The sequence below is a fragment of the Variovorax sp. FW305-3-2-15-B-LB1 genome, from assembly GCF_058787635.1.
Map to the genome: position 1 here is coordinate 31,116 of NZ_JBYSZY010000007.1, position 12,353 is coordinate 43,468.

Annotated in this window: 9 protein-coding genes and 1 other RNA gene; 8 read left to right on the forward strand and 2 right to left on the reverse strand. The window is 70.0% G+C overall.

The genetic code is table 11. The features are described 5' to 3' along the window. Positions 1-57: 57 nt before the first annotated feature. Genes AC3WQR_RS06480 through AC3WQR_RS06490 form a run of 3 tightly spaced genes read left to right on the forward strand, consistent with a single transcriptional unit; the run spans position 58 to position 7,117 of the window. Positions 58-2,613, forward strand: coding sequence for a PD-(D/E)XK nuclease family protein (locus AC3WQR_RS06480; RefSeq protein ID WP_492741480.1), 2,556 nt, complete (start codon positions 58-60; stop codon positions 2,611-2,613). Further along, complete coding sequence (locus tag AC3WQR_RS06485; RefSeq protein WP_492741481.1) at positions 2,610-5,882, forward strand: UvrD-helicase domain-containing protein; 3,273 nt, start codon at positions 2,610-2,612, stop codon at positions 5,880-5,882. The genes AC3WQR_RS06480 and AC3WQR_RS06485 overlap by 4 nt, the downstream gene beginning before the upstream one ends. Further along, entirely contained in the window at positions 5,879-7,117 is a 1,239-nt protein-coding gene (locus AC3WQR_RS06490; protein ID WP_492741482.1) for a TIGR03862 family flavoprotein, read from the forward strand. The genes AC3WQR_RS06485 and AC3WQR_RS06490 overlap by 4 nt, the downstream gene beginning before the upstream one ends. A gap of 12 nt (positions 7,118-7,129) precedes the next feature. Here the strand turns inward: AC3WQR_RS06490 and AC3WQR_RS06495 are convergent, their stop codons facing one another. Next, positions 7,130-7,558 (reverse strand): GNAT family N-acetyltransferase, encoded by a 429-nt coding sequence (locus AC3WQR_RS06495; protein ID WP_492741483.1) that lies wholly within the window; start codon positions 7,556-7,558, stop codon positions 7,130-7,132. Positions 7,559-7,663: 105 nt separating this feature from the next. Further along, positions 7,664-7,760, reverse strand: an RNA gene (ffs, locus tag AC3WQR_RS06500) — signal recognition particle sRNA small type. 114 nt (positions 7,761-7,874) lie between these two features. Between ffs and dnaX the strand changes: the two genes are divergently transcribed. From dnaX to AC3WQR_RS06525, 5 genes are all read left to right on the forward strand, one after another. Then, a complete protein-coding gene (gene dnaX, locus AC3WQR_RS06505) occupies positions 7,875-9,722 on the forward strand; it encodes a DNA polymerase III subunit gamma/tau (protein WP_492741484.1) in 1,848 nt (615 codons plus the stop codon). Between the two features lie 74 nt (positions 9,723-9,796). Further along, positions 9,797-10,129, forward strand: a complete 333-nt coding sequence (locus tag AC3WQR_RS06510) for a YbaB/EbfC family nucleoid-associated protein (protein ID WP_007836669.1) — start codon at positions 9,797-9,799, stop codon at positions 10,127-10,129. A 7-nt stretch (positions 10,130-10,136) separates the two neighbouring features. Further along, positions 10,137-10,727 carry a recombination mediator RecR gene (gene recR, locus AC3WQR_RS06515; RefSeq protein WP_062473120.1) on the forward strand — a complete coding sequence of 197 codons (591 nt, stop codon included), beginning with the start codon at positions 10,137-10,139 and terminating at the stop codon, positions 10,725-10,727. Between the two features lie 51 nt (positions 10,728-10,778). Further along, entirely contained in the window at positions 10,779-11,171 is a 393-nt protein-coding gene (locus tag AC3WQR_RS06520; RefSeq protein WP_062473118.1) for an MAPEG family protein, read from the forward strand. Between the two features lie 138 nt (positions 11,172-11,309). After that, on the forward strand, positions 11,310-12,347 hold the full coding sequence (locus AC3WQR_RS06525; RefSeq protein WP_062473116.1) for an ABC transporter substrate-binding protein: 1,038 nt from the start codon (positions 11,310-11,312) through the stop codon (positions 12,345-12,347). The last annotated feature ends 6 nt before the right edge of the window (positions 12,348-12,353 follow it).

Consider the following 12,353-nt stretch of genomic DNA (forward strand, 5'->3'; position numbering starts at 1 on the left):
GATAGCCAAAGCCCTTTGCGGCCCTGCCGCCGACCCCCTCAACCCCCTCGATAGAACATGAACGAAGGCCACCCCGTCCAGGCCCTGTGGTGCGATCCCGCCGACGGCGTCGTCGCGCGGATCGTGCGCGCGCTCGGCGAACGGCAGCTGCATGCGGCGCGCACCGTGGTGCTGGTGCCGTATGCGCAGCTGATGGCGGTCGCGCGCGGCATGTGGGCGCGCTGCGGCAGCCCGGGCTTCGTGCCGCGGTTCGAGACCACGCACAACTGGGCGCGCAGCGCGGGTGGGTTCCTGCCGTCCGGCTACGACATCGCCTTCGACATGGCGCGCGACCTGGTCACGGCCCAGGGCCTGCTCGCGCAATCGGGCTTCCAGGCCGAACGCTTCGCGCTCGCGGGGCGCGTGGTCGAGCTGGCCTACCAGCTGGCGCCGCTGGCATCCGCCGTGGCGCCTGAGGTGCGGGGCGGCGACTGGGCCCAGGGGGCGTCCAAGGTGGCCGATGCAGGCAGCGAGTCGGAGTGGTTCCGCATCGAGAGCGCGCTGATCCGCGTCGCCGTGGCCTGGGCCGCGAACTCGGGCTACGCCACCGACGTGCTGCTGCGCGACGCGGCGCGCACGCAGGCCGATGCGCTGATCGTGCTCGAAGGCTTCCAAACCGATCCGCTCACGCAGGCCCTGTGCGCGCTGTGGGGCGACCGCGCGATCCGCATTCCGCTCGTGCCCGCCGATGCCCCGCCGTCTGCGGCCCACGCGCACGTGGCGCTCGACCCCGAGGACGAGGCCCAGCTGGCCGCCGCCTGCGTGCTGCAGCATCTGGCCGAGGGTCGCGCGCCGGTCGCGCTCGTCGCCACCGACCGCGCGCTCACCCGCCGCATCAGTGCGCAGCTGAGCACCCAGGGCATCGTCACGCACGACGAAACCGGCTGGAAGCTGTCCACCACGCGCGCCGCCGCCACGCTGATGAGTGCCTTGCGCGCTTGCGCGCACGACGCAGCCACCGACCAGGTGCTCGAATGGCTCAAGAGCGGCGCCGAGGTCGATGGGTTCGCCGTGCAGTCGCTCGAAATGCGCCTGCGGCGCGAAGGCGTGCGCGACTGGCAGGCCTGGTGCGCGTTGATCGCGCGCAGCGACAAGCCGCAGGACGAAGGCCTGCGCACGTTCACCGCCACCATCGAAGCCCGCCGCGCCCCGATGGCGCGCGCGCGCTCCCTGGCCGAGTGGCACCGCGCACTGCGCGAGCTGCTGACGGCCGGCGAGCAGTGGGACGCGCTCGCCGCCGACTTCGCGGGCGCCAAGGTGATCGCCGCCCTCTGGCTCGATGCCGACGCGCATGGCGAGGAAGACGAATTTCCCGGCGGGCGCCACAGCCTGGCCGAGTTCACGGCCTGGGCGCGCGACGTGCTCGAAGACGCCAGCTTCGTGCCGCCCGCCGGCGACGAGGCGCCCAAGGTGTCCGTGCTGCCGATGTACCAGCTGCTGGGCCGCGTCTTCGGCGCCGTCGTCATTCCCGGCTGCGACGACCGCCGCATGCCCGCGTCGCCCGAGCCGCCGGGCCACTGGAGCGCGGCGCAGCGCCTCGACTTGGGGCTGGCCTCGCGCGAGGTGCTGGAGACCGCGCAGCGCGCGGCCTGGGCCATGGCCACGCGCAACCCGAACTGCGACCTGGTCTGGCGCCATTCCGACGCCAGCGGCGAGCCCGTGCGGCCGAGCCCGCTGGTGCAGGCCCTGCAGCTCGCCCACGCGCTGCAGCCGGGCGTCGATCCGCGCACGCCGCGCGACGTCGCCGTCACACCGACCCTGCGGCCCACGCCCTCGGGCGCGCTGCTGCCGCTCACGAATGTGTCGACCAGCGTCTACGAAGACCTGCGCCGCTGTCCCTATCGCTTCTTCGCGCTGCGCCAGCTGGGCCTGCGCACCGCCGATGAGCTCGATGCCGAGGTCGACAAGCGCGACTTCGGCAACTGGCTGCACGCGGTGCTCGGGCAGTTCCACGAGACCTTGCGCGACGCGCCGACAAGCGATGCGCAAGCGCGCGCCACGCTGCTCGCCGACACTGCGCGCGATGTCACGCAGACGCTCGGCTACTCCGACGCCGAGTTCCTGCCCTTCGCCGCCGCGTGGCCGGCGGTGCGCGACGGCTACCTCGACTGGCTCGCGAAACATGAAGCAGACGGGGCGGTCTTCGTCGAGGCCGAGCCCTGGAAAGAGCAGCCCCTGGGCACCCTGCGGCTGGTCGGCCGGCTCGACCGCGTCGACCGCACGGCCGACGGCCAGCCCTTCGTGATCGACTACAAGACCGAGACCGCCTCCGTCACCAAGGAGCGCGTGAAGGACCCGACCGAGGACACGCAGCTCGCCTTCTACGCGGCGCTGGTGGCTGACGACACCTTGCGAGCGGCCTACGTCAACGTGGGCGAGAAGTCGTCCGGCACGCAGACCGTCGAGCAGCCCGCCGTGGTCGAGGCGCGCGATGCGCTGGTCGCCGGCATCATCGACGACTTCGCGCGCATCGCGCAGGGCGCGCCGCTGCCGCCGCTGGGCGAGGGCAGCGTCTGCGATTTCTGCGCCGCGCGCGGCCTGTGCCGCAAGGATTTCTGGGAGGTCACGCCATGAACGGCGCTGCCTACGAACACAACGGCCGGCACGTCGCGCGCGAGGCCTTCTACACCGTCGCCTGCGATCCGCGGCGCTCGGTCGCGGTCGAGGCCTGCGCGGGCGCCGGCAAGACATGGATGCTGGTGTCGCGCATCGTGCGCGCGCTGCTCGAAGAGGGCGATTCCGCCTGCGAGCCGCACGAGATCCTGGCCATCACTTTCACCAAGAAGGCAGCCGGCGAAATGCGCGAGCGGCTCGACCAATGGCTCGCGCTGTTCGCCGAACTCGATCCCGCCGCTTCGCAGCGCGAACTCGTGATGCGCGGCATGACCCCCGAGGCCGCGCAGGCGGCCGTGCCGCGCCTGCAGGGGCTCTACCGGCGGCTGCTCGAAGGCGGGCGCCCGGTGCAGTTCCGCACCTTCCACGCGTGGTTCGCGGGCCTGCTGCGCAACGCGCCGCTCGCCGTGCTGCGCGAACTGGGACTGCCCGCGAACTACGAGCTGCTCGAAGACGATGCCGAGGCGCGCAACCACACCTGGCGTCCGTTCTTCGAGGCTGTGACCGGCGACGCGCGCGCGCTGGCCGACTACTACGCGGTCGTCGCCACGCACGGCCGCTCTCAGACGGCGAAGGCGTTGGGCGAAGCGCTGTCGAAGCGGGTCGAGTTCTCGCTGTCCGACCCCCAGGATGCGGTGACGCCGTTCGACGTGCTGTACCCGGCCCTGCAGGGGTTGGAGGTGCCGACCGACGCGTTGCGCGGCGAGGCCGTGCGCCGTCGTTGGCTCGACCGCGCCGCCGCCCTCGGCCGCGAGGCCAACAAGACACCGCAGAAGGCGGCCGAAGCCATCATCGACGTGTTCGGCACCAGTGAGCCCGCGACCGATGCGCTGACCGATGCGCTCGCCGTGCTGCGCAAGACCTTCTTCGTCGCCACCGAAGACCGGCTCACCAAGAACCTGCAGAAATTCCCCGCGGCGCAAGAGGCCGAGACCGAACTGCAGCTGCTGTGCGCGGCGCAGGCGCAGCACGCGGCCTGGCTCTACCAGCAGCGCATGACGCGGCTCACGCGCCTGCTGATCACCGCCTTCGGCGAGGTCAAGCGCGCGCACGGCTGGGTCGACATGAACGACGTCGAGCAGGCCGCGCAGCTGCTCTTGGGCCAGTCGGCGCTGTCGGGCTGGGTGCAGGAGCGGCTCGACGCGCGCGTCGCGCACCTGCTGATCGACGAGTTCCAGGACACCAACCCGCTGCAGTGGCAGGCGCTCTACGGCTGGCTCAGCGCCTACACGGGTGCGGGCAGCAGTGCGCCGCGCGTGTTCATCGTGGGCGACCCCAAGCAGAGCATCTACCGCTTCCGCCGCGCCGAGCCGCAGGTGTTCATCGCCGCCAAGAAGTTCGTGCGCGAAGGGCTCGGCGGCGAACGGCTCAACTGCGACCACACGCACCGCAACGCGCGCGCCGTGGTTGGCCTCGTCAACAGCGCGATGCTGGCCGCGCAGGCGGTTGGCGAGTTCGACGGCTACCGCGCCCACACCACCGAGCGCGGCGACGACGGCGAGCTGCTGAAGCTGCCCGCCATCGACCGCGACGCGCTCGACACCACGGCGGCCGCCGTGCCGGCCGACGACGGCATGCTGCACTGGCGCGACAGCCTCGTCACGCCGCGCGTGCTGCCCGAAGAGCAACTGCTGCAGAAGGAATGCGAACAGGCCGCGCGCTGGGTCGCGCAACGCATCGCCGACGGCACGCCGCCGCGCCAGATCATGGTGCTGGCGCGCCGCCGCAGTCGGCTGTCGGCCATGCAGGACGCGCTGCGCCGCCGCCACATCCCCGTGCAGCAGCCCGAGAAGAACGACCTGAACGACGCGCCCGAGGTGCAGGACGTGGTCGCGCTGCTCGACGCGCTGGTGTCGCCCGCGCACGACCTGTCGCTGGCGCGTGCGCTCAAGTCGCCGCTGTTCGGCATCGACGACGACACGCTGGTGCAGCTGGCCCGTTGCCAGCGCGAGACGCCGGTGGCCAGCTGGTTCTCGCTGATCCAGAAGGGCGAAGGCCTGCCGCCCGTGCTGACCGAGGCGGGCGTGCAGCTGCGCCGCTGGCAGCGCTGGCTGATGGCGATGCCGCCGCACGACGCGCTGGACGCGATCTTTCACGATGGCGACGTGCTCGCGAAGTTCGGCGCCGCCGTGCCGGCGGCCTTGCGCCAGAGCGCGCTGGCGAACCTGCGCGGGCTGGTCGCCGCGTCGCTCGACATCGACGGTGCGCGCTTCGCGACGCCTTATGCCCTGGTGCGCGCCTTGCGCGCGGGCGGCGTGCGCGCGCCCACCGTGGCCGCGCCCGAGGCGGTGCAGCTGCTGACCGTGCACGGCGCCAAGGGCCTCGAAGCCGATACCGTGCTGATGCTCGACTGCGACGCGCCACCGCCGCGCGCGCAGACCATGGGCGTGCTGGTCGAGTGGAAGGGCAGCGACAGCGCGCCGACGCGCTTCGTGTTCCTGGCCAGCGAGAAGACCCCGCCGGCCTGCGCCGCCGCGTTGCTCGAAGAGGAGCAGCGCGCGCGCCACCGCGAAGAACTCAACGGGCTCTACGTGGCGACCACGCGGGCGCGCGAGCGGCTGGTGCTGTCGTCGGTGAAGCCGTCGCGCGCCAACGAGGGCAGCTGGTGGGCGCGGCTGGAGCCGCTGTGCGAGCCGACCGAGGCCGACGAGCCGCTGGTCGAAGCGTCCGCCGCCGGCGAGACCGGGGTGGGCACCTTCGCGATGAAGCGCCTGCCCGCGCCGCTCGTGGCTGCAATCGGTGCGCCGCCCGAAAAGAAAAAGACGCAAGACGCCACGGTCGACGCGCGCGCCGCCGCGTTCGGCCAGGCCATGCACCGGCTGCTCGAATGGGCGGTGCCCGGCGAAGCCTTGCCACCGGCCCATGTGCGGGCGGCTGCGCGCGAATTCATGCTCGATCCGCAGCAGGCGCGCGGCGCCGCGGCGCTGGCCCAGCGCATCCGCGCGGGCGCCGGGGCCTGGGTGTGGGACGATCGCAGCATCGACTGGCATGGCAACGAAGTCACGCTGGTCCACGAGGGCGATACCTTGCGCATCGACCGGCTGGTGCGCGAGCGCGCCACCGGCGCATGGTGGATCCTCGACTACAAATCGGCCGCGCGCCCCGAACGGGACGCGGCCCTGATCGCACAGATGCAGCGCTACCGCGCTGCCGTGCAACATGCCTACCCCGGTGCCACGGTGCGCGCCGCGTTCCTGACCGGGCAGGGCGAACTGGTGAATCTCGAATGACTGTTTCTTCTACCGTCGCTGTCATCGGCGGCGGACCTGCCGGCCTGATTGCGGCCGAAGTACTGAGCGCGTCCGGCGCGCAGGTGCACGTGTACGACGCGATGCCCTCGGTGGGCCGCAAGTTTTTGCTGGCCGGCCGCGGCGGCCTCAACCTCACGCACTCGGAGCCCTTCGAGGTGTTCGTGACCCGCTTCGGCGAGCGCCGCGCGCAACTCGAGCCGTTGCTCGCGGTTTTCGGTCCGCAACAGGCCCGCGAGTGGGCGGCCGGGCTGGGCATCGAGACCTTCGTCGGCACCTCGGGCCGCGTGTTCCCGACCGACATGAAGGCCGCGCCCTTGCTGCGCGCCTGGCTGCATCGCCTGCGCGCCGCGGGCGTGCAGTTCCACATGCGGCATCGCTGGGTGGGCGACGCGGCCTTCGATGCGAGCGCGCTGCGCTTCGCGACGCCGGCGGGCGAGGTCACCGCCAAGGCCGATGCCGTGGTGCTGGCCCTGGGCGGCGCGAGCTGGGCGCGCCTGGGCTCCGACGGCGCGTGGGCACCGTGGCTGCAGGCGCAGGGCGTGGCGGTGGCACCGTTGCTGCCCGCCAATTGCGGCTTCGACGGCGCAGGCTGGAGCGAGCATTTCTCGAGCCGCTTCGCGGGGCAGCCCTTCAAGTCGGTCGCGATCGCCTTCACCGACAGCCAAGGGCGCCATTTCGCGCGCAAGGGCGAATTCGTCGCCACGGCCACGGGCATCGAAGGCAGCCTGGTCTATGCGGCGTCGGCGCTGCTGCGCGACGAGATCGCAGCGAACGGCAGTGCGACGCTGCTGCTTGACCTGCTGCCCGACCGCAGCGCCGAACAGGTGCTCGCCGCGGTGAAGCATCCACGCGGCGCTCGCTCGCTGAGCAGCCACCTCAAGAGCCGTCTCGGCATCGAGGGCATCAAGGCGGGCGTGCTGCACGAAGCGCTGAGCAAGGAAGCGATGCAGGACCCGGCGCAACTGGCGGCCACCATCAAGGCGGTGCCGCTGAAGCTGGTCGCGACGCGGCCGGTCGACGAGGCGATCAGCACCGCGGGCGGCGTGCGCTTCGATGCGCTCGATCCGGCCCTGATGGCGACGGCGCTGCCCGGCGTGTTCGCGGCAGGGGAGATGCTCGACTGGGAAGCGCCGACCGGCGGCTACCTGCTCACGGCAGCGATGGCCAGCGGCGCGGCTGCGGCGCGCGGCGCGATCCAGCGGCTGGGGCTATAGCCGCAGGCCTGCTCAGCGCTCGCAGGGCCAGAAGAACACCTGCTCGGGGTCATCCGCATCGAGGTTCTCGATGTGGCCGCTCTCTCTGAACCCGGCTTCTTTCAGCAGCGAGTGCATCGCCGCGTTGGAGCGGTTCGTGGAGGTGAAGAGCTTGGGGCGTTCGCAGATCGACTGGAAGTGATCGATGAGTCGCAGGCCGAGCCGCCTGCGGCGAAATTGCTCGCCGACCATCAGCATCTCGATGAAGCCGCAGTCGAAGAAGTGGTGGTGCAGGACGCCGTAGGCGGCGACCTCGCCATCCACCTCGATCACATGGCAGAAGCGATCCTCGATCCAGCCCTTGATCTGCACGGCGCGGCGCGCATCGTGCGCGGCCACGGTGTCGAGGCGCACCAACGCTTCGAGATCACTGAGGCGGGCGGGCCGGATGTCCAAGTTCATGGATGGCTGCGCGAAGTTCTGGGAATTTGAGGTGTCCGGGGTCGGTAACCCCTGGACACGGCGCGTAAGTTCTCTGCAAAGGAACTCACGGCTTCTGGATGTTAGGTTGACGAGCCTTACCCCTGGCACTGACTACGCAGTTAGGGCTGCTTGGTTCCCCACCTGACCCGGTTGGCCACTTCACCATGCAGGGAGGCCCGTCAGCCTGCATTCTAACCGCGCGGATTTGCCCCCTTGGCCGGGGCGTGAATCATTTCGACGGTGGATGGGAAACAAGCGTGAAGTGACCCCCGCCGCGCCTTTTAGAATGCCCGCAATGTCTTATCTCGTGCTCGCTCGCAAGTTCCGTCCGAAAACCTTCGGTGAGATGGTCGGTCAGGGGCATGTGGTCCAGGCGCTGGAAAACGCGCTGACGACGCAGCGCCTGCACCACGCCTATCTGTTCACCGGGACGCGGGGCGTGGGCAAGACCACGGTGTCGCGCATCCTGGCCAAGTCGCTCAACTGCCAGGGCCCGGACGGGCAGGGCGGCATCACGGCCACGCCCTGCGGCGTGTGCCAGGCCTGCCAGGACATCGATTCGGGCCGCTTCGTCGACTACACCGAGCTCGACGCGGCCTCCAACCGCGGCGTGGACGAAGTGCAGTCGCTGCTCGAACAGGCGGTCTACAAGCCGGTGCAGGGGCGCTTCAAGGTCTTCATGATCGACGAAGTGCACATGCTCACGAACACCGCGTTCAACGCGATGCTCAAGACGCTCGAGGAGCCGCCCGAGTACCTCAAGTTCGTGCTGGCCACGACCGATCCGCAGAAGGTGCCGGTCACGGTGCTGTCGCGCTGCCTGCAGTTCAACCTGCGGCCGATGGCGCCCGAGACGGTGCTCGAACATCTCACCAGCGTGCTGCAGACCGAGCAGGTGCCGGCCGAGCCGCAGGCGCTGCGCCTGCTGGCGCGCGCGGCGCGTGGCTCGATGCGCGACGCGCTCTCGCTCACCGACCAGGCCATCGCCTTCGGCAACGGCGAGCTGCTCGAGACCGGCGTGCGCCAGATGCTCGGCAGCGTCGATCGCGGCCATGTGTTCCGCCTGATCGAGGCGCTGGCACAAGGCGACGGCAAGACCGTGGTCGACACCTCCGAGGCGCTGCGCCGCGACGGCATGTCCGCCGCGTCCACGCTCGAAGAAATGACGGCGGTGCTGCAGGCCATGGCCGTGCTGCAGGCCGTGCCCTCGCGCGCCGAATCGGCCGATGCGGCCACCGACCCCGACGCGGCCGACACGGCGCGCCTGGCATCGCTGATGCCCGCCGACGAGACGCAGCTGCTGTACAGCCTGTGCCTGCATGGGCGCGGCGAGCTGGGCCTGGCGCCCGACGAGTACGCGGCGCTGACCATGGTGCTGCTGCGGCTGTTGGCCTTCAAGCCTTCCCATGCGGCCGCCGCGACGGCCTCCACGGAAAAAAAAACTCTGAATGACGCCGGTGGCGCCGCGCCGCGGGCTCCCGCGCGTGAAGCCGCCCCGGTTTCCCGGCCTTCGGTGCCCGATCCGGCACCCGTTGCCGCGCCTTCGCAACCGCCCGCGCAGCCTGCGCCGGCCGGCCAGCGGCTCGCGGTGGTCGATGCCCTGCAGCGCCAGCCCATGCCCCGGCCTGCCCCGCAAGAGGCGTCCGACGCCCCCGCAGCCCATGTCGTCGGCGTGCCGATCCGCGTGCAACCGCCGCCCGGCCAGCGCGACGTGCCGCGCGAAGAAGAACAGCGCAGCACCTACACCCCGATCCCGCCGAGCGAAGAGGGCGACTTCTGGCATGCCACGGTCATGCAGCTCGTCGCCGCCGAAAGCGTCGCGGCACTGGCGCGCGAACTGGCGCTGCAGTCGCAGCTGGTGGCGCGCGACACCGACCAGTGGATGTTGCGCATCGAGCGCGAAACCCTCAACCAGCCGTCCAGCCGCGAGAAGCTCACGGCGGCGCTGCAGGGCCTCGGCCACAATGTGAGGCTGGCCATCGAGATCGGCGGCGTGGTCGACAGCCCGGCGCGCCGCAACAAGCAGGCGGCCGACGAGCGCCAGCGGGTGGCCGAGGAAGCCATCCGCAGCGACCCCGAGGTGCAGATGCTGATGCGCGACTTCGATGCGAAGATTGTTCCCGGATCGCTGAAGCCCCTCTGAAGCCGGCGCCGCAGTCGCCGCATTTTTCGACCCGTATTCTTTCCATCACCAACCCATCACAGACAGGACCAACGATGTTCAACAAAGGACAACTGGCCGGCCTCATGAAGCAGGCGCAGGCAATGCAGGACAACCTCAAGAAGGCCCAGGAAGAACTGGCGCACATCGAGGTCGAAGGCGAGTCGGGCGCCGGTCTCGTCAAGGTCGTCATGACCTGCAAGCACGACGTCAAGCGCATCACCATCGACCCCAGCCTGCTGGCCGACGACAAGGACATGCTCGAAGACCTCGTGGCTGCCGCCTTCAACGCCGCCGTGCGCAAGGCCGAGGAAACCAGCGAGCAGAAGATGGGCAAGCTGACGGCCGGCATGCCCGGTCTCCCGCCCGGCATGAAGCTGCCGTTCTAAGCGAGGCATGGCAGACGCCAGTTCGCTCGATGCGCTGGTCGATGCGCTGCGCCGGTTGCCCGGTGTCGGCGTCAAGTCGGCCTCGCGCATGGCCTTCCACCTGCTGCAGCACGACCGCGAGGGCGCGCAGCTGCTCGCGCGCGCATTGCAGCAGGCGGCAGGCCAGGTGCGGCACTGCGAGCTGTGCAACACCTTCACCGAAGCGCCGATCTGCCATGTCTGCATGGACTCGCGGCGCGACGGCACCAAGCTGTGCGTGGTCGAGACGCCGGCCGACCAGGCCGCGCTCGAACGCACGGGCGCCTTTCGCGGCTACTACTTCGTGCTCATGGGCAAGCTCAGCCCGCTCGACGGCATCGGGCCGAAGGACATCGGCCTGCAGAAGCTGTTCGACCGCGCACGCGACGGCACGGTGAGCGAGGTCATCCTCGCAACCAACTTTACCGCCGAAGGCGAGGCCACGGCGCACGTGATCGGCGAGGCGCTCAAGCAGCACGGGCTCACCGTGACGCGTCTGGCGCGCGGCGTGCCGGCCGGCAGCGAGCTCGAGTACGTCGACCTGGGCACCATCGCGCACGCGCTGGTCGATCGCCGCTGACGCGCGGCCTCACGCAGGCCGCGTTCGTTCTTTCTCTTCGTTGTCGTCACCATGACCTTCTCCCTGCTCACCGTCGCCTACTGGTGCGTGTTCATCGCCTGCGGGCTGCCGTACCTTGCGGCATGGATCGCGAAGGCGGGCAGCTTCGGCGTGCGCGACAACATGCATCCGCGCGACTGGGCCGCCAAGCAAAGCGGCTGGCGCGCACGCGCCAACAGCGCGCAGGCCAACAGCTTCGAAGGCCTGCCGTTCTTCATCGGCGCGGTGCTCATCGCGCACCAGCTCGGCGTGGCACAGGCGCGGCTCGACATGCTCGCGGTGGCCTACGTGGTGCTGCGCGTGATCTATCTCGCGCTCTACATCCGCGGCGCGCCGAGCGCGCGCAGCGCGGTCTGGGCACTCGCGTTCCTCGTCAATATCGCGATACTTTTTCTGGCGCGATAGCGCCTTGGCGAAGGCTTCTCCAGGAGGCCTTCGTGCTTACGTGAAAACCCGCACGGGATGACCCCGATGCAGGCCCACAGGGCGCACGCCTAAGCTCGATTCAGTTCACCAGAATCACAGAGCCCGCAGGACCGTGCCATGCTTCATCGCAGAACCCTCATCTCCGCCTCCGCAGTCGCTGCCGCAGCGATTGCATTGCCGCGGGTCTTTGCGCAGCAGGCCAAGCTGGAGAAAACCAAGGTCTCCATCGCGGTGGGCGGCAAGGCGGCGTTCTACTACCTGCCGCTCACCATCTCCGAGCAGCTGGGCTACTTCAAGGCCGAAGGGCTCGAAGTGGAAATCTCCGACTTCGCCGGCGGCGCGCGCGCACTGCAAGCGGTGGTGGGTGGCTCGGCCGATGTCTGCTCGGGCGCCTACGAACACACGATCAACCTGCAGGCCAAGAACCAGTTCTTCCAGGCCTTCGTGCTGCAGGGCCGCGCACCGCAGATCGCGGTGGGCGTGTCGACGAAGAACATGGCGGGCTACACCGGCATCCAGGACCTCAAGGGCAAGAAGATCGGCGTCTCGGCGCCGGGCTCCTCGACCAACATGGTGGCCAACCTCGTGCTCTCGCGCGGCGGCCTCAAGGCCAGCGACGTGAGCTTCATCGGCGTGGGCGTGGCGGCCGGTGCGCTCACCGCGCTGCGCTCGGGTCAGATCGACGCCATCAGCAACACCGACCCGGTGATGACCATGCTGGAGCAGAAGGGCGACGTGAAGATCATCAGCGACACGCGCACGCTCAAGGGCACCGAGCAGGTGTTCGGCGGGCCGATGCCCGCGGCCTGCCTGTACGCGCCGATCGACTTCATCCAGAAGCATCCCAACACCTGCCAGGCGCTGGCCAACGCGATCGTGCGCGGCCTCAAGTGGCTGCAGACGGCGGGGCCGGGCGACATCATCAAGACGGTGCCCGAGACCTACCTGCTGGGCGACCGCGCGTTGTACCTCGCGTCGTTCGACAAGGTGCGCGAGTCCATCGCCACCGACGGCCTCGTGCCGGCCGAAGGGCCGAAGACGGCGCTCAATGCCATCGCGAGCTTCGACACCTCGGTCAAGGCCGACAAGATCGACCTCGCCAGGACCTACACCAACGATTTTGCAAAGCGTGCGAAAGACAGGTTCAAAGCCTGATTGCGA